28 protein-coding genes are annotated in these 25,535 nt (G+C 63.9%); 26 read left to right on the top strand and 2 right to left on the bottom strand.

What is annotated here, in order from left to right; genetic code table 11:
- Window positions 1-253 precede the first annotated feature (253 nt).
- The 11 genes from coxB to G9Q80_RS24975 all read left to right on the top strand — a co-directional run bounded on the left by coxB (window position 254) and on the right by G9Q80_RS24975 (window position 10,216).
- Window positions 254-1,129: a cytochrome c oxidase subunit II gene (gene coxB, locus G9Q80_RS24925; protein WP_043138300.1), complete on the top strand. Its 876-nt coding sequence runs from the start codon at window positions 254-256 to the stop codon at window positions 1,127-1,129.
- A gap of 84 nt (window positions 1,130-1,213) precedes the next feature.
- Window positions 1,214-2,149 carry a heme o synthase gene (cyoE, locus tag G9Q80_RS24930; protein WP_043138302.1) on the top strand — a complete coding sequence of 312 codons (936 nt, stop codon included), beginning with the start codon at window positions 1,214-1,216 and terminating at the stop codon, window positions 2,147-2,149.
- Window positions 2,146-2,316 carry a cytochrome c oxidase system small membrane protein gene (locus G9Q80_RS24935; RefSeq protein WP_043138304.1) on the top strand — a complete coding sequence of 57 codons (171 nt, stop codon included), beginning with the start codon at window positions 2,146-2,148 and terminating at the stop codon, window positions 2,314-2,316. The genes cyoE and G9Q80_RS24935 overlap by 4 nt, the downstream gene beginning before the upstream one ends.
- Complete coding sequence (locus G9Q80_RS24940) at window positions 2,306-2,887, top strand: cytochrome c oxidase assembly protein (RefSeq protein ID WP_088715399.1); 582 nt, start codon at window positions 2,306-2,308, stop codon at window positions 2,885-2,887. The genes G9Q80_RS24935 and G9Q80_RS24940 overlap by 11 nt, the downstream gene beginning before the upstream one ends.
- 20 nt (window positions 2,888-2,907) lie before the next feature.
- Window positions 2,908-3,714: a cytochrome c oxidase subunit 3 gene (locus G9Q80_RS24945; RefSeq protein ID WP_043138308.1), complete on the top strand. Its 807-nt coding sequence runs from the start codon at window positions 2,908-2,910 to the stop codon at window positions 3,712-3,714.
- A 111-nt stretch (window positions 3,715-3,825) separates the two neighbouring features.
- Entirely contained in the window at window positions 3,826-4,503 is a 678-nt protein-coding gene (locus G9Q80_RS24950) for an SURF1 family protein (protein ID WP_088715398.1), read from the top strand.
- Window position 4,504: 1 nt separating this feature from the next.
- Window positions 4,505-5,893, top strand: a complete 1,389-nt coding sequence (gene thrC / locus G9Q80_RS24955) for a threonine synthase (protein WP_088715397.1) — start codon at window positions 4,505-4,507, stop codon at window positions 5,891-5,893.
- Window positions 5,890-7,152: a M16 family metallopeptidase gene (locus tag G9Q80_RS24960; protein WP_043138318.1), complete on the top strand. Its 1,263-nt coding sequence runs from the start codon at window positions 5,890-5,892 to the stop codon at window positions 7,150-7,152. The genes thrC and G9Q80_RS24960 overlap by 4 nt, the downstream gene beginning before the upstream one ends.
- A complete protein-coding gene (locus G9Q80_RS24965; protein ID WP_069208986.1) occupies window positions 7,152-7,736 on the top strand; it encodes a GNAT family N-acetyltransferase in 585 nt (194 codons plus the stop codon). Before G9Q80_RS24960 ends, G9Q80_RS24965 begins: the two co-directional genes overlap by 1 nt.
- Before the next feature lie 135 nt (window positions 7,737-7,871).
- A complete protein-coding gene (locus tag G9Q80_RS24970; protein WP_074621745.1) occupies window positions 7,872-8,699 on the top strand; it encodes an MBL fold metallo-hydrolase in 828 nt (275 codons plus the stop codon).
- Between the two features lie 101 nt (window positions 8,700-8,800).
- Entirely contained in the window at window positions 8,801-10,216 is a 1,416-nt protein-coding gene (locus G9Q80_RS24975; protein WP_088715396.1) for an FAD-binding oxidoreductase, read from the top strand.
- 40 nt (window positions 10,217-10,256) lie between these two features.
- Here G9Q80_RS24975 and G9Q80_RS24980 read toward each other — a convergent pair whose 3' ends face one another.
- On the bottom strand, window positions 10,257-11,126 hold the full coding sequence (locus G9Q80_RS24980) for a lytic transglycosylase domain-containing protein (protein WP_088715395.1): 870 nt from the start codon (window positions 11,124-11,126) through the stop codon (window positions 10,257-10,259).
- Between the two features lie 359 nt (window positions 11,127-11,485).
- On the opposite strand from G9Q80_RS24980, the gene G9Q80_RS24985 reads away from it, so the two are divergent.
- The 15 genes from G9Q80_RS24985 to G9Q80_RS25055 all read left to right on the top strand — a co-directional run bounded on the left by G9Q80_RS24985 (window position 11,486) and on the right by G9Q80_RS25055 (window position 24,390).
- On the top strand, window positions 11,486-11,665 hold the full coding sequence (locus tag G9Q80_RS24985; protein ID WP_168246593.1) for a hypothetical protein: 180 nt from the start codon (window positions 11,486-11,488) through the stop codon (window positions 11,663-11,665).
- A gap of 109 nt (window positions 11,666-11,774) precedes the next feature.
- Window positions 11,775-11,954, top strand: a complete 180-nt coding sequence (locus G9Q80_RS24990; protein WP_043138327.1) for a hypothetical protein — start codon at window positions 11,775-11,777, stop codon at window positions 11,952-11,954.
- Window positions 11,955-12,116: 162 nt separating this feature from the next.
- The gene (locus G9Q80_RS24995) at window positions 12,117-12,296 is read left to right on the top strand and encodes a hypothetical protein (protein ID WP_043138327.1); all 180 of its coding nucleotides are present in this window, start codon (window positions 12,117-12,119) and stop codon (window positions 12,294-12,296) included.
- 113 nt (window positions 12,297-12,409) lie between these two features.
- Window positions 12,410-12,589: a Flp family type IVb pilin gene (locus G9Q80_RS25000; protein ID WP_069208984.1), complete on the top strand. Its 180-nt coding sequence runs from the start codon at window positions 12,410-12,412 to the stop codon at window positions 12,587-12,589.
- A 187-nt stretch (window positions 12,590-12,776) separates the two neighbouring features.
- Window positions 12,777-13,631 carry a Flp pilus assembly protein CpaB gene (gene cpaB / locus G9Q80_RS25005; protein ID WP_043138330.1) on the top strand — a complete coding sequence of 285 codons (855 nt, stop codon included), beginning with the start codon at window positions 12,777-12,779 and terminating at the stop codon, window positions 13,629-13,631.
- Window positions 13,632-13,849: 218 nt separating this feature from the next.
- A complete protein-coding gene (locus G9Q80_RS25010) occupies window positions 13,850-15,286 on the top strand; it encodes a type II and III secretion system protein family protein (protein ID WP_043138332.1) in 1,437 nt (478 codons plus the stop codon).
- Window positions 15,287-15,300: 14 nt separating this feature from the next.
- Window positions 15,301-15,957, top strand: a complete 657-nt coding sequence (locus G9Q80_RS25015; RefSeq protein ID WP_223306163.1) for an OmpA family protein — start codon at window positions 15,301-15,303, stop codon at window positions 15,955-15,957.
- Between the two features lie 332 nt (window positions 15,958-16,289).
- Window positions 16,290-17,543: a CpaE/TadZ family protein gene (locus tag G9Q80_RS25020; RefSeq protein WP_088715394.1), complete on the top strand. Its 1,254-nt coding sequence runs from the start codon at window positions 16,290-16,292 to the stop codon at window positions 17,541-17,543.
- Between the two features lie 14 nt (window positions 17,544-17,557).
- Window positions 17,558-18,994, top strand: a complete 1,437-nt coding sequence (locus G9Q80_RS25025) for a TadA family conjugal transfer-associated ATPase (RefSeq protein ID WP_088715393.1) — start codon at window positions 17,558-17,560, stop codon at window positions 18,992-18,994.
- A gap of 5 nt (window positions 18,995-18,999) precedes the next feature.
- The gene (locus G9Q80_RS25030; protein ID WP_069208980.1) at window positions 19,000-19,965 is read left to right on the top strand and encodes a type II secretion system F family protein; all 966 of its coding nucleotides are present in this window, start codon (window positions 19,000-19,002) and stop codon (window positions 19,963-19,965) included.
- A 14-nt stretch (window positions 19,966-19,979) separates the two neighbouring features.
- Window positions 19,980-20,957 carry a type II secretion system F family protein gene (locus G9Q80_RS25035; protein WP_069208979.1) on the top strand — a complete coding sequence of 326 codons (978 nt, stop codon included), beginning with the start codon at window positions 19,980-19,982 and terminating at the stop codon, window positions 20,955-20,957.
- A gap of 4 nt (window positions 20,958-20,961) precedes the next feature.
- Window positions 20,962-21,528, top strand: a complete 567-nt coding sequence (locus G9Q80_RS25040) for a tetratricopeptide repeat protein (RefSeq protein WP_069208978.1) — start codon at window positions 20,962-20,964, stop codon at window positions 21,526-21,528.
- Between the two features lie 85 nt (window positions 21,529-21,613).
- Complete coding sequence (locus G9Q80_RS25045) at window positions 21,614-22,465, top strand: tetratricopeptide repeat protein (protein ID WP_043138349.1); 852 nt, start codon at window positions 21,614-21,616, stop codon at window positions 22,463-22,465.
- A 5-nt stretch (window positions 22,466-22,470) separates the two neighbouring features.
- A complete protein-coding gene (locus tag G9Q80_RS25050) occupies window positions 22,471-22,965 on the top strand; it encodes a prepilin peptidase (protein ID WP_043138352.1) in 495 nt (164 codons plus the stop codon).
- 111 nt (window positions 22,966-23,076) lie between these two features.
- Window positions 23,077-24,390, top strand: coding sequence for a DUF8689 domain-containing protein (locus G9Q80_RS25055; RefSeq protein WP_043138354.1), 1,314 nt, complete (start codon window positions 23,077-23,079; stop codon window positions 24,388-24,390).
- A 36-nt stretch (window positions 24,391-24,426) separates the two neighbouring features.
- Here the strand turns inward: G9Q80_RS25055 and G9Q80_RS28605 are convergent, their stop codons facing one another.
- Window positions 24,427-25,449 carry an AbrB family transcriptional regulator gene (locus G9Q80_RS28605; protein ID WP_088715392.1) on the bottom strand — a complete coding sequence of 341 codons (1,023 nt, stop codon included), beginning with the start codon at window positions 25,447-25,449 and terminating at the stop codon, window positions 24,427-24,429.
- Between the last annotated feature and the right edge of the window lie 86 nt (window positions 25,450-25,535).

The following is a 25,535-nucleotide window of genomic DNA, read 5'->3' on the forward strand; positions in this document are numbered from 1 at the left end:
GCGCTCAGACGCTTTGAAACCGGCGAAACGGGCACGCCTATGCCTGCCCGAATTGCCCTCGCAGGACATGCCCTGCGACATCGCCGCTTGATCTGGATCAAAAAAAGCGGCGGTTTGCCGCAAGAACCGTGCTTTCCTGGCATTCCAGAATATGATTTTAAGCAGACAGAACGCAATGGGAGGTGCGTGAACTGCCGTGTCTACTGCGGTGTTCCTCCCGTCCGACCACACTCGCAACCGATCAGGGTGAGACATGCAAAGCAAACCGATGCTTTTGGGCCTTCTGAGCGCCTTCATCGCCGCGCCGGCACTGGCGCAGGACCTTCCCGTCGTGGGCAAACCCCACGACGGTGGCATGGGCTTCCAGCCCGCCGCCACCGAACTGGCGGCCGATCTGCAGTGGCTGGACGGCATGATCCTGGTGATCATCACCGCCATCTGCCTGCTGGTCGTCGCCCTGATGGCCTTCATCTACGTGCGGTTCAACCGCAAGGCGAACCCGAACCCCAGCTCCTTCACGCACAACTCTCCGCTCGAGGTGGCCTGGACCATCGGCCCGATCGTCATCCTCGTCTTCATCGGCGCCTTCTCGCTGCCGGTGCTGTTCAAGCAGCAGGAGATCCCCGAGGGCGACATCACCATCAAGGTGACCGGCTACCAGTGGTACTGGGGCTACGAATATGTCGGAACCGACCTGATCTACGACGCCTACATGATCGGTTCGCCCGCCACCGGTGGCGACAACCGCATGACCCCGGCCGTCGAGGAACAGCTGGTCGATGCCGGCTATGAGAAGAGCGACTTCCTTCTGGCCACCGACACCGCCATCGTCCTGCCCGTGGGCAAGACCGTCGTGATGCAGGTGACCGGTGCCGACGTGATCCACTCGTGGACCATTCCCGCCTTCGGCGTGAAGCAGGACGCCGTTCCCGGCCGCCTGGCCGAACTGTGGTTTACCCCCGAGAAAGAGGGCGTCTACTACGGCCAGTGCTCGGAACTCTGCGGTATCGCGCACGCCTACATGCCGATCACCGTCAAGGTCGTCAGCGAAGAGGCCTACGAAGCCTGGCTGCAGCGTTCTATCGACGAAGGTGGCTACACCGACGTTCGCGAAGTTCTGACCAACTGAGACCGGATGGGTCCCAGGACCCATCCCATGCCCAACTTGCAAGGTGCGCCCGTCCGGCGCATCTTTTGACCACAGGGACCAAAGATGAGCGACGCCAGCCTGCACGCCAGCCCCTACGAGAACGAGGCCCAGTTCGGCGACTACTTCGCCCTGCTGAAGCCGCGGGTGATGACGCTTGTCGTCTTCACCGCCTTTGTCGGCTTGCTGGCCGCGCCGGTCGGTGTGCATCCCTTCGTGGGATTCTGCGCGGTGCTGTTCATTGCCGTGGGCGGCGGTGCCTCGGGCGCCCTGAACATGTGGTACGATTCGGATATCGACGCGGTGATGAAACGCACCGCCAAGCGCCCGATTCCCGCCGGCAAGGTCACCCGGGACGAAGCGCTGGCCATCGGCCTGACCCTGTCGGTCTTTGCCGTGGTCTTCCTGGGCCTCGCCACCAACTGGGTGGCGGCGGGGCTGCTGGCCTTCACCATCTTCTTCTACGTCGTGATCTACACGATGTGGCTCAAACGGCTGACGCCGCAGAACATCGTGATCGGCGGTGCCGCCGGGGCCTTCCCCCCGATGATCGGCTGGGCCGCCGCAACCGGCGACATCTCAACCGCCTCGGTGCTGATGTTCTGCCTCACCTTCCTCTGGACGCCGCCGCACTTCTGGGCGCTCGCCCTCTTTGTGCGCATGGACTATGACAATGCCACCGTGCCGATGCTGACCGTGACCCACGGTCGCCGCGCGACCCGCCGCCATATCCTGGGTTACACCGTGCTGCTGGCCATCTTCGCCATCGGGCTGGGCTTTACCCAGGTCGGCGGCCCGGTCTACCTGGCCACCTCCCTGCTGCTGAACGCCCTGTTCCTGAAAGGCGCCGTGCAGATTGCGCGCCGCGACGAGGCGCAGGCCGAAGCGGACAGCTACAAGGTGGAAAAGAAATTCTTCAAGCTCTCGCTGCTGTACCTCTTCGCGCATTTCGGCGCGATCCTGGTGGACGCGGGTCTGGATCGCATGGGGGTCTGGGCATGAGCCTGGTCAAGGAACACGAGCTGCACAAGCGCCGCCGCGGTCGCAACATCGGCGTCGGACTGGTGCTGGCGGCATTCATAGCGATAATATTCGGGCTGACCGTCGTGAAAGTCACCCGGGGGGACTTCCAGATGCAACCGCAACAGGGAGTAACTGATGGCAACTGATGGCAAGCTGAAGACGGTCTACCAGACGGTCGGTGTCGTCGTCCTGATGGGGGGCCTCGCCTGGGCCTCTGTACCGTTCTACGATTGGTTCTGCCGGGTGACCGGTTTTGGCGGCACGCCCAACGTGGCCGTGGCGGCCGGCGACGTGCTGGACCAAACGATCAAGGTGCGTTTCGATGCCTCGAAGGAACGCGGGATGCCGTGGGAGTTCAAACCCATGCAGACAGAGATGACCATTCGCATCGGCGAAGAAGGCCTGGCCTTCTACGAGGCCTACAACCCCACCGACCGTCCCATCGCCGGGCAGGCCTCCTACAACGTGGCCCCCTACGAGGCCGGCGCCTTCTTTTCCAAGATCGAATGCTTCTGCTTTACCGAACAGGTGCTGATGCCCGGTGAACGCGTGCAGATGCCGGTGAGCTTCTTTGTCGACCCCGAGATCGTCACCGATCGGGACGCCAAGCACACCAACCACATCACGCTGTCCTATACCTTCTACGAGATCGACCTGCCCGAAGAGACGCAGGCCGCGCTCGACGCCAAGAAAGACGCGAAAGCGTCCGTGAACTAACGCCTAACGAGGGAACCGCAATGGCGCATGCAAAGAACCACGACTACCACATCCTGAACCCCTCTATCTGGCCCTTCCTCGGGGCGGTTGCCGGCTTCGTCATGCTGTTCGGCGCGGTTTTGATGTTCCATGACAACGGCCCCTGGATGTTCCTGATCGGCTTTGTCGGCGTGCTTTACACCATGTTCGGCTGGTGGTCGGACACTGTGGCGGAGAACCAGGTCGGCGATCACACGCCGGTCGTGCTGATCGGCCTGCGCTATGGCTTCATCCTGTTCATCATGTCCGAGGTGATGTTCTTCTTCGCCTGGTTCTGGTCGTTCTTCAAACACGCCATGTACCCGATGGATCCCGACGGCAACTCGCCCGCCGTCGACGGCGTCTGGCCGCCCGCGGGCATCGAGACCTTCGATCCCTGGCACCTGCCGCTGATCAACACGCTGATTCTGCTCTGCTCGGGCGCGGCGGCGACCTGGGCGCACCACGCGCTGGTGCACGAGGACAACCGCCAGGACGTCAAGTCGGGCCTGATCATTGCCGTCCTGCTGGGCCTGATCTTCACCGTCTTCCAGGCCTATGAATACAGCCACGCGGCCTTCGGTTTCGGTGGCAACATCTACGGCGCCAACTTCTTCATGGCGACGGGCTTCCACGGCGCGCACGTGATCATCGGCACGATCTTCCTGTTCATCTGCCTGATCCGCGTCTACCGCGGCCATTTCACCGCCACCAACCACCTCGGGTTCGAAGCGGCGGCATGGTACTGGCACTTCGTCGACGTGGTCTGGCTGTTCCTCTTTGCTGCGGTCTACATCTGGGGCGGCTGAAGATGCGGCGGGGCGACCCCCGCCTTACATCAGGCCTTGAACCTCACGGCCCACAAGGTACACCAAGGCGCGCCCCACCCGGGCGCGCCTTTTTCGTTTCCGGAGCTCCGCTTGAGACGCTACATCGCCCCCCTGCTGATTGGCCTGACAGGCATCGCCATCCTGCTTTGGCTGGGCACCTGGCAATTGCAGCGGCTGGAATGGAAACGGGGCATCCTCGACGAGATCGAGACCACGATCGCAAGTGCCCCACAGCCCCTGCCCCGGCTGATCGATCCCGAGGCGCAACGCTACCAGCCCACGACCCTGACCGGAGAGATCGGCGCCGAGACACTGGCCGTGCTTGTCTCCGTCAAACAGCGTGGCGCCGGCTGGCGTCTCATCTCGGCCTTTCAGACAGCGGAGGGGCGGCGCGTGCTGATTGATCGCGGCTTTGTCCCCGTCGACCGGAAGGACAGACCCCGCTACGCCGGACCGGCGGAGGTGACGGGCAATCTGCACTGGCCCGATGACCGCAATTCCTCGACCCCCGACAACGATCCGGCGGACAATACATGGTTTGCACGCGATCTAGAACAGATGGCGGACAGGCTGGATACCGAACCCCTGCTGGTCGTGACACGGACAATGTCGCCCGCCGACGAGGGTGTGTCGCCCCTGCCCGTCGACACCAGCGGCATTCCCAACGATCACTTGCAATACGCCATAACGTGGTATTCGCTCGCCGCGGTCTGGCTCATCATGACAGGCGTCTGGATCAGGCGGCTGAAAACAGGCAGGGAGGCCTGACATGCGTTACATCTCCACCCGCGGACAGGCGCCTGCGCTGACATTCGAAGAGGCGATGCTGTCCGGTCTCGCGCGTGACGGCGGCCTCTATGTCCCTGAAACCATCCCTCAGATGAGCGCGGACGACATCCGCGCCCTGCACGGCCTCAGCTACGAGGAAACGGCGTTCCGCGTGATGCGCCCCTTCGTCGGCGAGGGCTTTACCGACGAAGTGTTCGCCGACCTGATCGCCAAGGCCTATGCCGGGTTCGGCCACGGCGCGCGGGCGCCGCTGGTGCAACTGGCGCCGGGCCATTTCCTGCTCGAGCTGTTCCACGGCCCCACGCTGGCCTTCAAGGACTTTGCCATGCAGCTGATTGGCCAGCTGTTCCAGGAGGCCCTGGAACGCCGGGGAGAACGTGTGACCATCGTCGGCGCGACCTCGGGCGATACCGGATCGGCGGCCATCGAGGCCTTCAAGGGGCTGGACAACGTCGACGTCTTCATCCTGTTCCCGCATGGCCGGGTCAGCGAGGTGCAGCGCCGCCAGATGACCACTCCGGCCGAGGCCAACGTGCACGCGTTGGCGCTGGAGGGGCATTTCGACGACTGCCAGGCGCGGCTCAAGGACATGTTCAACCACTTCGAGTTCCGCGATGGCGTACGGCTGGCCGGTGTGAACTCGATCAACTGGGCGCGCGTGCTGGCGCAGGTCGTCTACTATTTCTCCGCCGCCGTCAGCTTGGGTGCGCCGGATCGCAAGGTCAGCTTTACCGTGCCCACCGGCAACTTCGGGGATATCTTTGCCGGCTACATCGCCAAGAAGATGGGCCTGCCCATAGACCGGCTGGTAGTCGCCACCAACCAGAACGACATCCTGCACCGCTGCCTGTCGTCGGGCGACTACCAGACCTCCGAGGTCCATCCCTCGATCAGCCCGTCGATGGACATCCAGGTCAGCAGCAACTTCGAACGCGCGCTCTTTGATGCCTATGGCCGCGACGGGGCCGCCGTGGCGCAACTGATGGACGAGCTGAAAGCCGGTGGTTTCAAGGTCAGCCAGGGCGCGCTGGAGGCCCTGCGCGAGCATTTCGATTCGGGCCGCGTGTCCGAAGAAGACACGCTGGAAACGATCCGCACCGCCCATGCCACGATGGGAGAGCTGCTTTGCCCGCATTCTGCTGTGGGTGTCCGCGTGGGTGAGGCACAGCGCGACCCGGCAACACCGATGATCACGCTGGCCACCGCGCATCCGGCCAAGTTCCCTGACGCGGTGGAAAAGGCCAGCGGCATTCGCCCCCCTCTTCCAAATCGCATGGCCGATCTGTATGAGCGTCCGGAACGGGTGACGCGGGTGCAGAACGACCTCGCCGCCCTCGAATCCCTCATCCAGGAGCGTATTGCCAAGTGAGTGTTCAGATCGCCACCCTTTCCAACGGACTGCGCGTCGTGACCGAAAACATGCCCGGCCTGCAAAGTGCCGCGGTCGGGCTATGGGTCACGGCCGGAGGGCGGCACGAACGCAAAGAACAGAACGGCATCGCGCACTTCCTGGAACACATGGCCTTCAAGGGCACCAAGACCCGCAGCGCCCTGCAGATCGCTGAGGCGATCGAGGACGTGGGCGGCTATATCAACGCCTATACCTCGCGCGAGGTCACGGCCTACTACGCCCGCGTTCTGGAACCGGACGTGGCGCTGGCCGTGGACGTGATCGCCGACATCCTGCGGGACCCGGTGTTCGACCCCAGGGAAATCGAGGTCGAACGCCATGTCATCCTGCAGGAGATCGGCCAGGCGCATGACACGCCCGACGACGTGATCTTTGACTGGTTGCAGGAACAGGCCTATCCCGATCAGCCCATCGGCCGCACCATCCTCGGCGAGGCCGCGCGCGTGCAGGGGTTCGACCGTGGCGACCTCGCGGGCTTCGTGAACGAACATTACGGGCCGGACCAGATGATCCTGTCGGCCGCGGGCGCGGTGGATCATGACTCGCTGGTCAAACAGGCCGAGGCGCTCTTTGGCGACATGGTTCCGCGCAGCGCCCTGTCTGCCGATCCCGCACGGTTCCACGGCGGCGAAACGCGGCGGACCAAGGATCTTGAACAGGCGCACCTGGCTCTGGCCTTCGAGGCACCGGGGTATCGCGATCCGGCATTCTACACCGCCCAGATCTACTCCGTGGCCCTAGGCGGCGGCATGTCATCGCGGCTGTTCCAGGAAATCCGCGAGAAACGCGGCCTCTGCTACACCATCTTTGCCCAGAACGGCGCCTATGCCGACACCGGCATGACGACGATCTATGCCGGCACCTCCGGCGCCGAGATGCCGGAATTGATCACGCTGACCGTGGACGAAATGAAACGCAGCGCCGAGGACATGAGCCCCGCCGAGATCGAGCGTGCCCGCGCCCAGATGAAGGCCGGCCTGCTGATGGGCCTCGAAAGCCCCTCGTCCCGCGCCGAACGCAGCGCGCGCATGGTCCAGATCTGGGGAGAAGTCCCCGACATCGAGCGCACAGTCGCCAAGATCGACGCGGTCACGCGCGAGGACGTGTTGCGCTTTGCCGAGGCGCAGGCCGCAGAGGCCGCCGCCGCGATGGCGCTTTACGGTCCCGTCGCAGAGGCCCCCACGCTCTCCGAGCTGCAGGCACGCCGGGCGGCATGATGCTGGCGTTCCGGCGCAAGGTACAGCTCGAGACAGAGCGCCTGACGCTGCGCCCGCCCGTGCATTCCGATTTCACGCCCTGGTCGAACCTGCGCCGCGAAAGCCGCGAGTTCCTGACCCCCTGGGAGCCATCCTGGTCCACCGACCACCTGACGCGAAAGGCCTTTACCAACCGTGTCTACTGGGCCTCACGCTCGATCGGGACCGGCTCGGCCCTGCCGCTGTTCCTGATCCGCCGCGAGGACCAGGCGCTGCTGGGCGCGATCACGCTGGACAATATCCGCCGCGGCCCGGCACAGGCGGGTACGCTGGGCTACTGGATCGGCGAACGCTACACTCGGCGCGGCTACATGTCCGAGGCCATCGCCATGATGGTTCACCAGGCCTTCGAGAAGATGGGGCTGAGCCGGATGGAGGCCGCCTGCCTGCCGGAAAACGTCGCCTCGCGCGGGTTGTTGGAACAGTCGGGCTTCAAGTACGAGGGCGTGGCGCAAAGCTACCTGCAGATCAATGGCCGTTGGCGGACCCACGTGCTCTATGCCTCGTTGCGGTCGGACAGGCGTGGCCGGACCGAGGTCGGCTAGACGCCTCTGGGCCTCATCCTGATGCACAGAAAAGCATCCCCATACACTGACCGGCCGTTCCCGGCGAAATTGTGAATTTGGCCGGGGCCGCAGCCGCGCTACCCTTTCCGGGACGTCACCCGACAGGAGCGCCCAATGATCCGCCTTGCCGCCGCCCTTCTTTTCCTGACCGCCACGCTGGTACAGGCCCAGGAACAGCGCCGACCTTCGCACTGCATCGCCATAGCGGATGCGGCCCCGGGGATCGAATACCTGCACAAGGCTAGCTGGACCGCGCCGATCCCCGAATACACGGTTCGCATCCACTACATCGCCCATGCCTCCTTCCTGATCCAGACACGCGGCGGGCTGGAGGCCGTGACCGATTACAACGGAAATATCGGCACCACGCGGATGATCCCCGACATCGTCACCATGAACCACGCCCACACAACGCATTGGACCCATGCCGTCGATCCGGCCATCCCTCACGTCCTGCGCGGATGGGGAGAGGTCTTTGGCGAAGGCGTCGATCATTACCTGGACCTTGGTGAAATGCTGATCCGCAATGTCTCGACCGACATCCGCTCTGCCTATGGCGGGGACGAGCCGAACGGCAATTCCATCTTCATCTTCGAGGTCGAGGGCCTCTGCATCGCCCATCTTGGCCACTTGCACCACGAACCGACCGGCCGGCAATACGCCGCGCTTGGGCGGGCGGATGTGCTGATGGTGCCGGTGGACGGCGGCATGACGATGCCGCTGTCGACAGTCAAACGGATCGTCGACCGGCTGAAAAGCTCGGTCGTGATCCCGATGCACTGGTTCTCCGGCTACGCCCTGGAACGGTTCCTGGCCGACGTCAGCGACACCTTCCAGATCGACCGGCGCAGCGATGCGACGCTCGAGATCTCATTGCGCGACCTGCCGCGCCGACCCACCGTCATCGTGCTGCAGCCTCGCTACCTGACCGACCCGGACTGACCCGGCCCTCTTTGGGCGGCACACACCTCGGGGAGCGCGAGGGGCTGGCCCCCCGCTGACCCGCGTGCCACAAGTGCGGGCATCCGAAGAAAGAGGATGCCATGCCGCTTGCCCCCGCCGATCACGCCTTTGTCCAGCGCCTCTCGGCGCTGCTACCCGATGACACCCTGCGTCCCGCAGAGGCCCGCCACCGCGAGGAACCGCGTGGACGCTGGACCAGCACGGCGGAATGGATCGCCCTGCCCCGGTCCACGGAAGAGGTTTCCACGATCGTGCGGACCTGTGCCGAAACAGGCGTCGGCATCATCCCCCTTGGCGGCGGAACCGGCCTTGTCGGCGGCCAGCTGAAACCGGACGGCCCTGCACCTCTGATCGTCTCGCTGGAACGCATGTCGGCCATCCGTTCGGTCCACCCGCAGGAAAACGCGGCCGTGGTCCAAGCCGGCGCAATCCTGGCCGATGTCCAGAGCGCCGCTGCCGACGTGGACCGTTTGTTCCCATTGTCGCTGGCTTCCGAAGGCTCTGCCAGGATCGGCGGCTTGCTGGGAACCAATGCGGGCGGCATCAACACGCTGCGCTACGGCAATGCCCGCGACCAGGTTCTGGGACTGGAGGCAGTCCTGCCCGACGGGTCGGTCTGGCACGGGCTGAAACGGCTGCGCAAGGACAACACCGGCTATGACCTGCGCCACCTGCTGATCGGGGCCGAAGGCACATTGGGCATCATCACGGCAGCCAGCCTGAAACTGGCGCCCCGGCCCGCGGCCACCGGCACGGCCCTGCTGACGGTCCCCTCGCCCGAGGCAGCGCTGACCCTTCTGGCACTTGCGCGCGGCCAGCTGGGCGAGACGATCAGCGCCTTCGAGCTGATGCACCGCACCGGGTTCGACTTCCTGGCAGAGAAACTGCCCAACCTGCGCCAACCCTGGGACACGCCGCCAGAGTGGAGCGTGCTGATGGACATCGGCCTGGGGCGTGGCGCCGATCCTGCCGAGGCGCTGGAAACCCTCTTTGCCGCAGCGCATGAGGCCGACCTGGTCACGGACGGCATCGTGGCACAGTCGCTGACCCAGTCCGAGGCGCTCTGGACACTGCGAGAGCACATGTCCGAGGCAAACCGCCTTGTGGGGGCCGTCTCCAGCCACGACATTTCCGTCCCGCTTGGCGCCATCCCCGAGTTCATCTCGCGGGCCGGTCCGGCGCTGGCCCGGCTGGGGGACTGGCGCATCAACTGTTTCGGCCACGCAGGCGATGGCAACCTGCACTACAATGTGTTCCCGGTCCCGGGCCGGACCAAGGCCGACCATGTCGATCAGCGCGACGCGATCAAGACCTGCGTGCACGACCTTGTGCATGAACTGGGCGGTTCCGTCAGTGCAGAGCACGGCATCGGGCGGCTGAAGGTCGATGACCTTGAACGCTATGGCGATCCGGCCAAGCTCGCCGCGATGCGGGCGATCAAATCGGCACTGGACCCGAAGGGCATCATGAACCCGGGCGCGGTCCTGCGGGGCTGATCCCGGCGGGGTCCCGGTGCAGGCCCGGGACAGAGCCGCCTTACTGCGACATCACCCGGAACACGCAGCCGTCCGAGATCAACTCGGGCGGCGTCATGCACAGCCCCTTGGCGACCTGAAAGGCGGCCAGCACCTTGGGGACGTAATCCCGCGTCTCGGCGTAAGGCGGCACGCCCCCGTGCTGACCGATGGAGTTCTCGCCTGCGTTGTAGCCGGCGAGCACGAGGATTGGATCACCCTCGAATTTCTCCATCAGGAAGTCCAGAAAGGCGACCCCGCCCCGGATGTTCTGAACCGGATCGAAGGAATCCTTGACCCCGAAGCGCTCGGCGGTGGCCGGCATCAGTTGCATCAGCCCTTGTGCGCCCGCCTTGCTTTGCGCCCTGGGCGCGCCGGCGGACTCCACGGCGATCACTGCCAGGGCAAAGGCCGGCGAAACGCGGGTGCCCACTGTCTCCCGCAGAAGGTCGACGCCGTGGACCTGCGCGATGTCCTGCAGCGCCTGCAGGCGCGGGCCGCCGACGCTCTGCCCCTCGGGGCCCTTGGTCAGCGTGGCCAGCGCGGGGGCCAATCGTCCCGGCCCGGTGGCCGTAGCCTCGGGCGAAACGGCGGTCCAGAACCAGGAGTAGCTACCCAGCGGGACTGAAGGCACGGCAGCCAAGGCGGCGGTTGCCTGCGGTGCCGCGGTCGGCGCCTTTGCGGGTGCAGAGGGCAGCGGCGGCGCCACAGCCGGGTTGGCACGCGGCGCGATCTGGACGGTGATGCGTTTCTTGACCCCGGCCTTGGGGGGCGTCACCCGCTTGAAAGTGAAATCCTGAGCCGGTGCCCCGGTCCCATCCTGTGCCTGGGCGCCCTGCGCACAGGCCAAACTGGCCGCAATTGCGGCGCAAATCAGCATTCTGACGACCATGGGCCTGCTCGATCCCCGTTTTTCGGTCTGACTTTTCCACAGTCTCGCACAATCCGCGGAATTTATCCATCAGTGTTGCGAAAGGCCGAACCGGCGCCTTCGAAAGCAGGCATTCCAGGGCCGAAATTAACGGTCTGGACATCCAGAAAACAGAATTTTTTGAAACCAATACAAGTACCTATATGGATTCTCTCAAAAATCCGACCCGGCTGCAAAATCAATCCATTCGAGCCACACTCTCGCCCCAAACCAACTGCTTAATAAGTTCATACCGACGAGGGACAGGGCAAGGTGAGAGAGGCCCGCAACGCCCAAGACGGTCGCTGAAAGCAAAGCAAGATATCTACGGAGAGAGACCAATGATCAACTTCATCAAGAGCTTCCGCAAAGACGAAAACGGCGCCGTGACTGTCGACTGGGTTGTCCTGACCGCAGCCGTCGTGGGCCTGGCCGTCGCCGCCTACACCACCATCGAGACCAACTCGCAGACGCTGATCGACAACGCCGCCGCACGCGTCGCTCTCGAAAACGACTTCTAAGTCGGGCGCGGCCTGAGCGCCGCGTATCCCTCATGGCCTGGCCGCCTGGCGGCTGGCCCTCCCTACCGCACATGAAATGACCGACCGAGAGGTCGACCGGAGAAAACCAATGATCAACTTCATCAAGAACTTCCGCAAAGACGAAAACGGCGCCGTGACTGTCGACTGGGTTGTCCTGACCGCAGCCGTCGTGGGCCTGGCCGTCGCAGCCTACACCACAATCGAGACCAACTCGCAGACGCTGATCGACAACGCCGCCGCACGCGTCGCTCTCGAAAACGACTTCTAAGTCGGGCGCGGCCTGAGCGCCGCGTATCCCCCTGGGCCCGGCCGCCTGGCGGCTGGCCCTCCCTACCGCACATGACATGACCGACCGAGAGGTCGACCGGAGAAAACCAATGATCAACTTCATCAAGACATGACCGACCGAGAGGTCGACCGGAGAAAACCAATGATCAACTTCATCAAGAACTTCCGCAAAGACGAAAACGGCGCCGTGACTGTCGACTGGGTCGTCCTTACCGCAGCCGTCGTGGGCCTGGCCGTCGCCGCCTACACCACCATCGAGACCAACTCGCAGACGCTGATCGACAACGCCGCCGCACGCGTCGCTCTCGAAAACGACTTCTGAGTTGCCTGATCGCCCGATGGCGATCACCTGAAGACCCAGGCGCGCGCCCGCCGCGGCGCGCGCCTTTTTCACAACCGCATTTCTGCTTGTGCGGTCCAGCCCGGAGTAACACCATGCGTGATCTGATGAGAGCCTTTGCGGCCGAGGAAGATGGTGCCGTGACCGTGGACTGGGTCATTCTGACCGCCGCAATCGTCGGTTTCTGCATCGCGGCCTATACCGCGGCGGAAAACTCGACGCTCGGCCTGCGCGACGGCCTTGCCGCCGAACTTGTCCGCCAGAACGACTTCTGACCCCCTGCTGCCACGACATTCGCAAGGGCGGCCCGTTGCGCGGGCCGCCCGTCGCCGCGTTCTGCCACAGGAGGGCAGAGGCGTCGCCAAACCGCCCAGCGAGTGTCCCGTTCTTGCCGCATTCCCCCGCCAGGATGATCCGGGCCGGGAAACCGGCGAATCCAAGTTTGTCCAAGTGAGGTGACATATGCGACTCGTATTCGGACTTGTGCTGATCGCCGGCCTCGCCCTGGCGGGCTTTGCCGTCTACATGGCGCAGAATTACATCGGGGCGTACGAGAGCGCCCTGGCAGAAGAGCGTGCCAAGGCAGGCGCCTCTGTTCCGGTGGCCAAGGTCTTCATCACGAAACGCGCCATCAACTACGGCGAAGAGATCAAGCCGGAGGACGTCGTGCTGACCCACTGGCCCAGGCAGGCCCTCCCCGAGGACTATTTCGACGAGGAAAATCCCTTCTTCGTCGACGGCCAGGAACCCCGCCTCGCCATGCGCCCGATCGAGAAGGCCGAAGTGCTGATGAAGGTGAAGGTGTCCGAACCCGGCGGCGACGCAGGCCTGACCTCGCGCCTTGATCGTGGGCAGCGCGCCTTTGCGATCAAGGTCGACGTGGCTTCGGGCGTGTCCGGTTTCCTGCGTCCGGGCGACCGGGTCGATGTCTACTGGACAGGCCGCCTGCCCGGCGAGATCGGTGAACGCTCGTCCGGCGAGGTAACCAAGCTGATCCAGACCGGTATCCGCCTGATTGCCATCGACCAGACCGCCGACACTGAATACAACACCGCAACCATTGCCCGCACCGTGACCGTGGCCGCCAGTCCGCAACAGGTCGCCGCCCTTGCGCAGGCCCAGTCGACCGGAAAGCTGTCTCTGTCGCTGATGTCCCAGCTGGACGATACCGTTGCCGAGGCGATCGAGGTGGACCAGCGGTCACTTCTGGGGATCGTGGCCGAGGAACGCGCCGAGAAGAAAGCCGACAAGACCTGCACCACCCGGGTGCGTCGCGGCGCCGAAGTGGTCGAGATCCCGATCCCCTGCACCAACTGACGCGCAAATTCGAACGGCGAATTCAACCGCTTGAAAAGATCAGGCCCCTGCCTTGGCGGGGGCCTCTTGTTGCGAAAATACCCGGCGTGTTGCGGGTTGTCCACATAAGCCGCAACACTGAAGCCATTGATTCTTGCAAAAAAACACGAAATGCCGCATGTTCGGGAAAAATGCAGGCGTCAGACCTGCGTCCGAGCAGTGATCGAGAGGCAGGTCACATGACCATTGACAGATTCCTGAAGACGGCCCTCCTGGGCCTGTCGCTTGCGGTCGCCCCGCTGGCGGTGCAGTACGCACAGGCGGACAACCTGCGCATCCTGCGCAATGGCACGCAACCTGTGCTCAACGTCCCGATGAACCGCGCACTGGTGGTCGAAAGCGATATTCCCTTTGCGGAATTGTCCATCGCCAATCCTGCGATCGCGGACATCTCGTCGTTGAACGACCGCAATATCTACGTGCTCGGCAAGGCGCCTGGAACGACGACGCTCACCATTCTCGACGCGGCGGGTGAGCTGATCTCGAACGTCGATATCCGCGTCTCGCCCGATGTGTCCGAGTTCAAGGAACGGCTGCGCCAGATCCTTCCCCAGGAAAAGATCGAGGTGCGCACCGCCAATGACGGCATCGTGCTGTCGGGGACCGTGTCGTCGACGGCCAGGATGCAACGCGCCCTGGACCTTGCACAGCGCTATGCGCCCGACCGCGTGTCGAACCTGATGTCCGTGGGCGGCGTGCAGCAAGTCATGCTGAAGGTCCGTTTCGCCGAGATGGAACGCACAGCGGCCAAGATGCTGCGAACCTCGCTGGCCACCGGCGGATCGGTTGCAGGCGGCGATCTCGGCCTTGAACTGGGGACCTTGAGCGCCGCTTCGGATGCGGCGGTCGACGCCGTCGCCGACAAGCTGGCACCGCAGGGACTGGACGTCGAGGGCGCAGTTCTCTTTGGTTTCAACGCCGGCGGGCTCGAAGTGGGCATCATGCTGGAGGCGCTGGAACGCAAGGGCATCGTGCGCACCCTGGCCGAACCGAACCTGACCGCACTGTCGGGCCAGGAGGCAAAGTTCCTGGCAGGTGGCGAATACCCCGTCCCGGTCAGCCAGCAGAACAATACCATCACCATCGAGTACAAGCCCTTCGGCGTGGAGCTGAACTTCATCCCCCGGGTGGTCGATGGCGACCTGATCAACCTCGAGCTCGAGGCCGCGGTCTCGTCGATCGACACCAACAACTCGATCGTTCTTTCGGACATCTCGATCAACGGCTTCAAGCGACGCGAAACCTCGACCACTGTCGAACTGCGTGACGGCGAAAGCTTTGCCATCGCGGGCCTGCTGATGGACGATTTCACCGACCGCAACTCGCAGCTGCCCTGGCTGGGCGACGTGCCGGTGCTGGGCGCGCTCTTCCGCAGCGCGGAATACCAGCGCTCGCAGTCCGAACTGGTGATCATCGTGACCCCGCACCTGGTGACGCCGACGCGAGGCGAATACCTGGCCCTTCCGACCGACCGCGTTGTTCCCCCGACCGAACGTGACCTCTTCCTGCGTGGCAAGGTCGCCGGCAAGCCGGGGCAGAAGGCGCCGAATTCCGGGGCCGCGGGTGAAGTGGCCAAGCAGGACTTCACCGGCTCCTACGGATATGTGATGGATTGATGCAGAGGCGAATGATGATCAGGCTTCCCTTTTCCGCCGCGCTGACCGCGGGCCTCTTGATCGCCGGATGCAGCCAGGCCCCTGTCGGGTTTGACCGCGAGGCGGGCGCGCTGATCGACACCGGTCACTTCGGCAATGCCACTATGAACAATCACCAGCTGATGACCGGCGAAAAGCAGATCATCTACGACATGTCGCAACGCTTTGCCTCCGAAGTGATGACGACGGTGAACTTTGCCTTCAACAGCGCCGTTCTGGACCACGGCGCGCGCGACACGCTGCGCGAACAGGCCCAGTGGATCCGCCAGTTCCCGGAAATCCGGTTCCGCGTCTACGGTCACACCGACAAGGTCGGCAGCAACGGCTACAACAAGAGCCTGGGCCTGCGGCGGGCCAATGCGGTCGTGAACTACCTCGTCAGCCAGGGCATCAGCCGTTCGCGCCTCGAAGCCGTCGTTTCCTACGGCGAGACACAGCCGCTGATTGTGACCGAGGGCCGCGAACGCCGCAACCGCCGCACCGTGACCGAGGTGTCGGGCTTTGTGTCCAGCCACCCCACGGTGCTGGATGGCAAATATGCCGAGGTGATCTATCGCGAGTATATCAACAGCGCCGAACCCAAGACCGGGCTGACCGGACAGCAGGGACAGGATCTCGCGATCACCGAGTGATCCTGACTTGGGACCGGCAAGGAAAGGGGCCAAACGGCCCCTTTTTTCATGTCCGCGCACGGGAGGGTCATTCATGCGCATGCACCATACTCGTTTGAATTGATCGAATAATCCTATTGACCACTGGAGGGATGCGAGGGCGTACCAAGGCCCGCCGTCAGTCCCCGTTCACCGTACAATTTCGGTTTTTTGGCCCAAATGTTGCCTCGATTATGGGGGACTGTCGCCTTGGAGAACCAGTGCGTGCGCAAATCCCGAGTCGCGCACCGCGGGTCCGGGGGACTTCTCTTAGCCACGTCCACCCGGTCCGGCAAAAGTAAAGGACGACAGGCATGACCAACGCGACACAACAGCAAACGGAGCCGGCGCCGATCGTCGCCTGCACCATCAGCCGCGACGTCCAGAACTTCGACCTGCTCATCGACGACATGGAAGCCCTGCTTGGAGAAGGATGGGGGGACCTCGGCTTCGACGAGGCCACGGCCTTCCTGAACCAGCCTGACGGACGGTCGCTGGAATTCGTGGCAATGGCCATCGACGCCATCGACGAGCCGGACCTGCCGATGTTGTCCCAGGTCATTCACGCCGCCAAGGAAAATGGCGTTAAGGTCATCCTGATCGCCGAAGACGTGACGCCCGCCTCGTTGCACCATCTCTTGCGCGACGGGGCCGATGAATTCGTGCCCTACCCCCTGCCCGAGGGTGAGCTGGCCGGGGCCTTGGAACGCCTGCGCCAGCCTGCACCCGCCGCCGTTCAGTCCGAACCCGCGCCCGCCACCAATGCCGAAGGCGTCCGCCTGTCCGGTGGCGGTGACGGCGTGTTGATCGCCGTTCACGGCCTTGCCGGCGGCGTCGGCGCCACGACCCTGGCGGTGAACCTGGCCTATGAGCTGGCCACCGGCGGAAAGGAAAAACAGCCCAAGGTCTGCCTGATCGACCTTGGACTGCAGTTCGGCTCTGTCTCGACCTATCTCGACCTGCCCCGCCGCGAAGCCGTCTACGAAACCCTGTCCGACATCGAGGCGATGGACGGTGACAGTTTCGGCCAGGCACTGGTCAGCTTCGAGGACAAGATGCAGGTCTTTACCGCACCCTCGGACATCCTGCCACTGGACATCATCGGACCGACCGAGATCAAACGCCTGCTGGACATCACGCGTGAGCATTTCGACTATGTCATCGTCGACATGCCCTCCACCGTCGTGCAGTGGACGGAAACCGTGCTGACAGAGGCGCAGCTGTATTTCGCGCTGATCGAACTGGACATGCGGTCGGCCCAGAACACGCTGCGCCTGAAACGGGCGCTGCAATCCGAGGAACTGCCTTTCGAGAAGATCCGCTTTGCGCTCAACCGGGCGCCGAAATTCACCGACCTGCAGGGCAAGAGCCGCGTCAAGCGGCTGGCCGACAGCCTGGCGATCTCGCTGGACGTGCAGCTCCCGGATGGCGGCCGAACCGTCATGCAGGCCTGCGACCACGGGCTGCCGCTGGCCAGCCACGCGGCCAAGAACCCGCTGCGCCGCGAAATCGTCAAGCTTGCCCAGCAGCTCAACGCCATCGGCGACAGCGACGCCGAAGCCGCCTGATCCAGGGGATATACATGTTCTCGCGTTACAAGAAAAACTCCGCTCCCGGCGCCCAGCCGGTCAAGGCCCCTGCCCCGGCGGCCCCGGCCGCCGCGCAGCCTGCCGTCCAGCCCACAGCCGTGCGACGCAAGGCGAAACCCGCCGCACAGGCGGCCCCCGTGGACAAGGAAAAGAAGCGCAAGGAACGGCTTGGCGAAATCAAGCTGGAACTACACCGCGCTCTCTTGGAAAACCTGAACCTGGCCGCGCTGGACAAGGCCTCGGAAGGGGAGCTGCGCGAGGAAATCAGCGCGATCGCCAACGAGACGTTGCAGGAGAAGGGCGTCGTTCTGAACCGCGACGAACGCCGCGCGATGATGGCCGATCTCTACGACGAGGTGAAGGGGCTCGGCCCTCTGGAACCACTGCTCAAGGACGAGACGATCTCGGACATCCTGGTCAACGGTCCCCAGCAGATATTCATCGAACAGAACGGCAAGCTGACGCTGTCGGACGTGACCTTCAAGGATGAACGCCACCTGATGCGGATCATCGACAAGATCGTCTCGGCCGTGGGCCGGCGCGTCGATGAATCGAACCCCTACGTCGACGCCCGTCTGGCGGATGGGTCGCGTTTCAACGCGATGGTACCGCCCGTGGCCATCGACGGCAGCCTTGTGTCCATCCGGAAGTTCAAGAAGGACAAGCTGGGCATCGACGACCTGGTGAACTTCGGCGCCTTCACCGAGGAAATGGCCGTCTACCTGCAGGCCGCCGTCGCCACGCGCCTGAACATTATCGTCTCGGGCGGGACGGGCTCGGGCAAGACCACGACGCTCAACGCGCTGTCCAGTTTCATCGACGACAGCGAACGCATCCTGACCATCGAGGACACCGCCGAACTGCAGCTGCAGCAGAGCCACGTCGGCCGCATGGAAAGCCGCCCGCCCAACGTCGAGGGCAAGGGCGCCGTCACCCCGCGCGACTGCCTGAAAAACGCCCTGCGGATGCGTCCCGACCGTATCATCGTCGGCGAGACTCGCGGCGAGGAGGTCATCGACATGCTGCAGGCCATGAACACCGGCCACGATGGCTCGATGACCACGATCCATGCCAACAGCGCCCGCGATGGTGTTGCGCGTCTGGAAAACATGATCGCGATGGCGGGGATCGAGATGCCGCTCAAGGCCATGCGCAGCCAGATCGCAAGCGCGGTCAACCTGATCGTCCAGGCCAGCCGCCTGCAGGACGGCTCGCGCCGCATGACCTCGATCACCGAGATCACCGGCATGGAAGGCGATGTGATTTCAATGCAAGAAATCTTTCGCTTCCAGCGCGTCGGCCTGACCCCCGATAACAAGATCATCGGCCATTTCACGGCCACCGGCGTTCGCAGCGCCTTTGCCGAACGGTTCCGGATGTGGGGCTACGACGTGCCCGCCTCGATCTACGAACCCTTCAGACCGGAGTAACGCATATGCTCAGCGCAGAACCGATCATCTACGGCGGGATCTTCCTGGGCGTGCTGATCCTGGTCAACGGCGTCTACCTCGTCGCCTTCGGCAAGTCGATCAGCCTCACCAACCGGGTCAACCGCCGGCTGGAGATGCTCGACAAGGGCGAACGCCGAGAGGACGTCCTGGCCAAGCTCCGCAAGGAGATGGACCAGCACATGCAAAGCCGTTCGCTGCCCATCTACTCGATGCTGGCGAGCAAGGCCCAGAAAGCGGCGCTTGCCTTCACGCCGCAACAGTTGATCCTTGTCATGGTCGCAGCCTCCGTCTTTGCCTTCGTCGGCCTCAGCATCGGGACAGAGGCAGGCGCCGCCGTGCGCGCTGTCATGTCCGTCTTCATGGGCGTGGGCGGTGTCTATTTCTGGGTCAATCACCGCGCCAAGAAACGCCTCAGCATGATCGAGGAACAGCTACCCGACGCGGTGGAACTGATGGTCCGTTCCTTGCGCGTGGGGCACCCGTTCAGCTCGGCCATTTCGATCGTCGCCAAGGAACTCAAGGACCCGCTGGCCACGGAATTCGGCATCATCGCGGATGAATCGACCTATGGCCGTGACGTGGGCGAGGCACTGAAGCACATGGCCGAACGGCTGGACATGCAGGACTTGCGCTTTCTGGCCGTGGCCGTGGCGATCCAGCAGCAGGCCGGCGGCAACCTGGCCGAGATCCTCGAAGGCCTGGCCAAGGTGATCCGCGCCCGTTTCCGCCTCTTCCGCCGGGTCAAGGCGATCACTGCCGAGGCGCAATGGTCAGGCAAGTTCCTGTCAGGTTTCCCGGTCGCGGCGCTGATCTTCATCCAGGTCGCCAAGCCCGACTACTATGACGAGGTGCTCGATCACCCCTGGTTCATTCCCGCCTGCTTCATTGTCGGCATCATGCTGGTCGCGAACATGATCGTCATGCGCTGGCTGGTGAATATCAAGGTCTGAGAAAGGCTGCCCCAATGCTCGACACGCTCAACACGATGATCACCGATACGCTGGGTCCCGCCGGTCCGCTGATCGTGGTCGCGGGACTGGCGGCGCTCCTGATCGTCGCCACCATCCCGATGTTCCTCAACTCCCGCCCCGACCCGCTGGACAAGCTCAAGCAGGACGGCAAGAAACGCATGGACGCAGAGACCCGCGCCGTGTTGCGGGAAAAGAGCAAGAACGAAAAGCTCAACAAGTATGCGCAGTTCCTGGAACCGCAGGACGCCAAGGAATACTCCGAGATCCGCACCAAGCTGATGCAGGCCGGCTACCGGTCCAAGGACGCGGTGCAGATCTACTACTTCCTGCAATTCGCGCTGGGGATCGCCCTGCTCTGCGCAGGGGTCGTGTACTACATCTTCTTCATCGACCCAGAGACGGCAACGATGCAGACCAAGCTGATGTATATCCTCGGCCCCGGCTGCCTTGGCTACATGGCGCCCAAGTACTGGGTCAACAAGCGGGTCGCCAGCCGCCAGGAACAGATCCAGCAGGGCTTTCCTGACAGCCTGGACATGATGCTGGTCTGCGTCGAGGCAGGCCAGTCGATGGACCAGTCCATCGTCCGCGTCGCCCGCGAGTTGCGCAGTTCCTTCCCTCCGCTGGCCGAGGAATACGAGATCATCAGCTACGAGATGAAGGCCGGCAAGGACAAGAGCCAGGTCCTGAACGACATGGCCGACCGCTGCGGCCTGCCCGACATCTCGTCCTTCGTCACCGTGCTGAACCAGGCGGCGACCTTCGGCACCTCGATCTCCGATGCGCTGCGGGTCTACGCCGGCGAAATGCGTGACAAAAGAGTCATGCGTGCCGAGGAAGCTGCGAACAAACTGCCGACAAAGATGACGCTGACCACTATGATGCTCACGGTGCCGCCGCTGCTGATCATTCTCGTGGGCCCGTCCGCGGTTGGCATTTCCGAAATGGGCTCGATGGCTGTGGGCAACTGACCGCATGAAACAGGCTCTTTGGGCCGCCCTGATGACGCTGCCGCTGGCCGCCTGCACCGCAGGCGGCCCGTTCGCGCATAACGAACCCGCCTCACCCTACGCACCCGGCCTCGACCCCAGGGGCGAAGCGGTGGATGGGTTGACCGTGGGCCACCGCCTGATGGCCGCCGGCCAGCACGAACTCGCGCTCGAGGCCTTTACCCGCGCCGCCGCCGACCAGGGACTGACCGCCGAGGTCCTGATGGCCCTGGGGTCCGCCAACCTGGCGCTGGGGCGGTTGCACCAGGCCGAACCGCTGCTGCGCCGCGCCGTAAAGGAAGAACCGGACTGGGCCGAAGCCTGGAACAACCTCGGCATCGTGCTGATCGAAAAGGGTGAGACCGCCGAGGCCTCCGAGGTCTTCCGCCGGGCCTTTGCGTTGGACAATGGCCAAAGTGACTCAATTCGCGACAATCTTCGCTTGGCGCTCGCAAAAATGGAAAATTCCGTTTATGGTGATGAGTTAGAGCAAGAATACAAGATCGTACGCCGCGGGCACGGGGACTACCTGATCCGGCGCACTGGCGGCTGACGATCATCCGCCCCGGACAACGGGGCAAAAGAACAACCGCCGAAAAGGCGGGCGAGAGGCAGAGCAGCACAAGGACGCAGGCAAAATGCGCCATCCCATCATCGTTTCCCTCTGCGCGGCGGGCGTCGTCGCGCTGTCGGCCTGTGACAAGGGCATCGACACCGCCGAAATGGACCGCAAGTTCCAGGGCGTGAACGTGGTCGACGAAAGCGACCTGAACGAGGTCATGCTGACCGTGGGCGACCCGAACGAGGCCGTGGCCTATTTCCAGCGCACGCTCAAGGAAAACCCCGACCGGATCGACATTCGCCGCGGCCTTGCCCAGTCTCTGGTCCGGGCCAAGCGCATCCCCGAGGCCAAGGTGGCCTGGGCCAAGGTCGTCGAGCACGAGGACTCGACCGATGACGACCGGGTGCAACTGGCCGATGTCCTGATCCGCGCGGGCGAATGGGACCAGGCGGAAAAGGTGCTGGACGCGATCCCGCCCACCGTCGAGACCTACAAGCGTTACCGGCTGGAGGCGATGATCGCCGATAGCAACAAGGAATGGAAAAAGGCCGACAGCTTTTACGAGGTCGCGGTGGGCCTGACGACCAAACCCGCCTCGGTGCTGAACAACTGGGGGTATTCCAAGCTGACGCGTGGCGATCTACCCGAGGCCGAAAAGCTCTTCCTCGAGGCCATCCGCCACGACGACAAGCTGTATACCGCCAAGAACAACCTGGTCATGGCGCGCGGCGCGCAGGGTAAGTACATCCTGCCCGTCATCCCCATGACCCAGGTCGAAAAGGCGGAACTTCTGCACACGCTGGGCCTGGCCGCGATCAAGAGTGGTGACGTCAAGACCGGCAAGGCCCTGCTGCGCGAAGCGATGGAGACGCACCCGCAGCACTTCGAGGCCGCGGCCCGGGCGCTGGCGGCGCTTGACGAGGCCTGAGATCCATGTCGCTGAGTGCCGCCGCGGCCCTGTGGTTCCTGCCCTTCGTCCTGCCGATCTGTGTCTATATCTGCTACACCGACATGAAGGGGATGCGCATCCCCAACCATGCGGTTGTGGCGCTGTTCCTGGTTTACCTCTTCGTGGGCGTGGTCGCCTTGCCGCTGGATGTCTATTTCTGGCGCTACCTGCATCTTGTCGTGGTGCTGGTGGCGGGCATCGCGCTGAATGCGGGCGGGGCGATGGGGGCCGGCGACGCGAAATTCGCCGCCGCCGCCGCCCCCTTCATCCACATCGGGGACCTGCGGTTCCTGATGGCGCTCTTTGCCGCCAACCTGCTGGCGGCCTTCGTGGCGCACCGCCTGGCCAAGCGCACGCCGCTGCGCCACCTGGCACCCCACTGGCACAGCTGGGAGGCCGGGTCGAAATTCCCGATGGGGCTTGCCCTGGGCGGAACACTGGCGATCTACCTCGGGTTGGGGTTGTTCTACGGGGCGTGACACCGGCACGCCCTGCCCCGGCGGGCGGTTCGGAATTTCCGCAGTCGCTCCCTCATCCTGCCACAATCCCCTGCCAGTCTGCTTGCCAAAGCAGTTAAGGGCAGATCCGACATGAACATGGAAACCGGCGCCGTCCTGGCCCCGCCGCAGCCACGGCGGATCGAGGAAATGAAGCTTCCGCTGGTGATGATGCGTGACATCGTGCTCAAGACGATGTTCCGCAAGAACACCAACATCGTGACGGATCTTGCACGCACCGTCTGCCTTCCGGTGACGGTCGCGCAGGAATTGATCGACATGTGCCGCGGCCAGGGCCTGATGGAGGCGATGGGCACGCTCGGCCCCTCGGGCGAGGTCTCCTCCGAGATGCCATACCAGTTGACGGACAGCGGAAAGGCCCGCGCGCTGGATGCACTCGCACAGTCCGAATACTTCGGCGCCATGCCGATCCCGCTGGATGTCTACGCCGAACAGGTCAAGCGCCAGTCGATCCGCAACATCCAGATCACCCGCGATCAGTTGACCGGCGCGATGGGCCACCTGGTCCTGCCCGAAGACCTGATTTCCAACCTCGGGCCCGCCGTTTCCTCGGGCCGGTCGATCCTCATGTACGGCCCACCGGGCAACGGCAAAAGCTCGATCTCCAACGGCATCCGCGATGCAATGGGCGACAGGATATACGTCCCCCGCGCCATCGAGTATTCCGGCCAGGTCATCACGGTCTACGACCCGATCGTGCATTCCAAGGCCGAGGACGACGCCGAAGACCCCAACGCCCTGCGCCGCCGCGCGCGTTTTGACAGGCGTTATGTCCTGTGCCAGCGGCCCACGGTCATCACCGGGGGCGAACTGTCGCTCAACATGCTCGACCTCGTCTACAACCCCACGGCGCGCACCTACCAGGCGCCATTGCAGCTGAAATCCACCGGCGGCATCTTCATCGTCGACGACCTTGGCCGCCAGGCCGAACCACCGCAGAAGCTGGTCAACCGCTGGATCGTGCCGCTGGAGGAATCCAAGGACATCCTTGCCCTGCAGTCGGGCGAAAAGTTCGAAGTGCCTTTCGACACGCTGGTGATCTTCTCGACCAACTTCCACCCGAACGAGATCTTCGACCAGGCCGCGCTGCGCCGGATCTTCTTCAAGATCAAGATCGACGGGCCGAACCAGCAGGATTTCCTCAAGATCTTCAGCCTTGTGGCCCGCAAGAAGAAGATGCAACTGGACGAGGCAAGCCTCGTCCACCTGCTCAAGAACAAGTACCCGACGATCAAGAACATCTACGCGAATTACCAGCCAGTCTTCCTGATCGACCAGATGATCGCCGTCTGTGATTTTGAGGGCATCCCTTACAAGATGACCCCCGAGTTGATCGACCGCGCCTGGAGCAACATGTTCGTGAAGGACGAAAAAATCGTGAAGTGAGGGTGGCTTGCCCGGTCCCCTCTGTGCGCGAGGGGGCTAACCCTCCCTGATCCGTGCCATCCAGATCGGCAACAGAAGGCTGAGGATCAACAACCGCATCACATGGTGTGCCGCCACATAGGCCGGGTCCAGCCCAAGGGTCACGGCGATGGCGGCCATCGCCTCGACCCCGCCGGGGGCATAGGCCACGATCAGGACGGCGGGCGGCACGCCCATCAGGACCAGAGCAACCGTCACCGCCATCAAGGTGGTGATCACGTTGACCAGTGTGAGCCAGGCACCGGCCACGACCGAGTTGCGCAGCACGGCCCCGCTTTGTCCCGCGAAACGAGAGCCGATCATCGTCCCCATCACCACAAAAGCCGCGTCGCCCAGCCCCGCCGAGAGGCGCCCGGGCGTCAGGTCAGTCACATGGCCCAGCGCACTGACCGTCATGCCCGCCATCAGGAAAGCCGCCGGCACGCGCAGCTTCTGGTAGCCATAGCCCACAATCAGACCCGCAAGCCCCAGCAGGCCCAGCGAGATCAGCGTCATGTCGGCCACCGGAAGGAGGGTCGCCCCGCTGGCGCCAAAGACGACGCTGACCAGAAGCGGCACGCAGAGCGTCAGGAACAGGACCCGGATGCTCTGGATCACCGCGATCTGTGCCGTGGGGCCGCCCTGTTCCAACGACATGCTGAGCACGTAACTCAGGTGTCCCGGCGCCGAGGCAAGGATCGCATCACGTTGGCTGAAGCCCATCCAGCGCACCATGCCGGCTTTCGCGATCGCCAACCCCAAGGGCAGGCTGGTACCGAGGACCGCGATGCTGAGCGGCCAGGAGGCCGCCGCCTGCAGTGTCTCCGGCGTGACACCGGTTCCGATGTTGACGCCCAGCAGGATAAAGGCCGTTGTCCGCATCCAGACCGGCAGGTCGAACCGCAGGCCTGCCAACCCGGCCAGCGTGACCCCCACGGCGGAACCGGTCAGCGCCGCGGCCGGAAAGCCGATCAGCCCGAAGACCAGCGCGCCCAGCGCACCCGCGCAAAAGGCCAGGAGAGTTCCGGTAAGGTGGGACATGCCGGACCGGTTTATCCATCCAGATTGACCTACGCCAGCCCCCGGGACAGCCTTCGACGCGGTGCCATGCGGAATGGTTTTGCGCC

This window comes from Mameliella sp. LZ-28 (assembly GCF_012274245.1).
Classification (GTDB): Bacteria; Pseudomonadota; Alphaproteobacteria; order Rhodobacterales; family Rhodobacteraceae; genus Antarctobacter; species Antarctobacter albus.

Excerpts from the sequence above, each read along its gene's own strand:
- coxB (WP_043138300.1), top strand. The coding sequence starts at position 254 with ATGCAAAGCAAACCGATGCTTTTGGGCCTTCTGAGCGCCTTCATCGCC.
- cyoE (WP_043138302.1), top strand. The coding sequence starts at position 1,214 with ATGAGCGACGCCAGCCTGCACGCCAGCCCCTACGAGAACGAGGCCCAG.
- G9Q80_RS24935 (WP_043138304.1), top strand. The coding sequence starts at position 2,146 with ATGAGCCTGGTCAAGGAACACGAGCTGCACAAGCGCCGCCGCGGTCGC.
- G9Q80_RS24940 (WP_088715399.1), top strand. The coding sequence starts at position 2,306 with ATGGCAACTGATGGCAAGCTGAAGACGGTCTACCAGACGGTCGGTGTC.
- G9Q80_RS24945 (WP_043138308.1), top strand. The coding sequence starts at position 2,908 with ATGGCGCATGCAAAGAACCACGACTACCACATCCTGAACCCCTCTATC.
- thrC (WP_088715397.1), top strand. The coding sequence starts at position 4,505 with ATGCGTTACATCTCCACCCGCGGACAGGCGCCTGCGCTGACATTCGAA.
- G9Q80_RS24965 (WP_069208986.1), top strand. The coding sequence starts at position 7,152 with ATGCTGGCGTTCCGGCGCAAGGTACAGCTCGAGACAGAGCGCCTGACG.
- G9Q80_RS24970 (WP_074621745.1), top strand. The coding sequence starts at position 7,872 with ATGATCCGCCTTGCCGCCGCCCTTCTTTTCCTGACCGCCACGCTGGTA.
- G9Q80_RS24975 (WP_088715396.1), top strand. The coding sequence starts at position 8,801 with ATGCCGCTTGCCCCCGCCGATCACGCCTTTGTCCAGCGCCTCTCGGCG.
- G9Q80_RS24980 (WP_088715395.1), bottom strand. The coding sequence starts at position 11,126 with ATGGTCGTCAGAATGCTGATTTGCGCCGCAATTGCGGCCAGTTTGGCC.
- G9Q80_RS24985 (WP_168246593.1), top strand. The coding sequence starts at position 11,486 with ATGATCAACTTCATCAAGAGCTTCCGCAAAGACGAAAACGGCGCCGTG.
- G9Q80_RS24990 (WP_043138327.1), top strand. The coding sequence starts at position 11,775 with ATGATCAACTTCATCAAGAACTTCCGCAAAGACGAAAACGGCGCCGTG.
- G9Q80_RS24995 (WP_043138327.1), top strand. The coding sequence starts at position 12,117 with ATGATCAACTTCATCAAGAACTTCCGCAAAGACGAAAACGGCGCCGTG.
- G9Q80_RS25000 (WP_069208984.1), top strand. The coding sequence starts at position 12,410 with ATGCGTGATCTGATGAGAGCCTTTGCGGCCGAGGAAGATGGTGCCGTG.
- cpaB (WP_043138330.1), top strand. The coding sequence starts at position 12,777 with ATGCGACTCGTATTCGGACTTGTGCTGATCGCCGGCCTCGCCCTGGCG.
- G9Q80_RS25010 (WP_043138332.1), top strand. The coding sequence starts at position 13,850 with ATGACCATTGACAGATTCCTGAAGACGGCCCTCCTGGGCCTGTCGCTT.
- G9Q80_RS25015 (WP_223306163.1), top strand. The coding sequence starts at position 15,301 with ATGATCAGGCTTCCCTTTTCCGCCGCGCTGACCGCGGGCCTCTTGATC.
- G9Q80_RS25020 (WP_088715394.1), top strand. The coding sequence starts at position 16,290 with ATGACCAACGCGACACAACAGCAAACGGAGCCGGCGCCGATCGTCGCC.
- G9Q80_RS25025 (WP_088715393.1), top strand. The coding sequence starts at position 17,558 with ATGTTCTCGCGTTACAAGAAAAACTCCGCTCCCGGCGCCCAGCCGGTC.
- G9Q80_RS25030 (WP_069208980.1), top strand. The coding sequence starts at position 19,000 with ATGCTCAGCGCAGAACCGATCATCTACGGCGGGATCTTCCTGGGCGTG.
- G9Q80_RS25035 (WP_069208979.1), top strand. The coding sequence starts at position 19,980 with ATGCTCGACACGCTCAACACGATGATCACCGATACGCTGGGTCCCGCC.
- G9Q80_RS25040 (WP_069208978.1), top strand. The coding sequence starts at position 20,962 with ATGAAACAGGCTCTTTGGGCCGCCCTGATGACGCTGCCGCTGGCCGCC.
- G9Q80_RS25045 (WP_043138349.1), top strand. The coding sequence starts at position 21,614 with ATGCGCCATCCCATCATCGTTTCCCTCTGCGCGGCGGGCGTCGTCGCG.
- G9Q80_RS25050 (WP_043138352.1), top strand. The coding sequence starts at position 22,471 with ATGTCGCTGAGTGCCGCCGCGGCCCTGTGGTTCCTGCCCTTCGTCCTG.
- G9Q80_RS25055 (WP_043138354.1), top strand. The coding sequence starts at position 23,077 with ATGAACATGGAAACCGGCGCCGTCCTGGCCCCGCCGCAGCCACGGCGG.
- G9Q80_RS28605 (WP_088715392.1), bottom strand. The coding sequence starts at position 25,449 with ATGTCCCACCTTACCGGAACTCTCCTGGCCTTTTGCGCGGGTGCGCTG.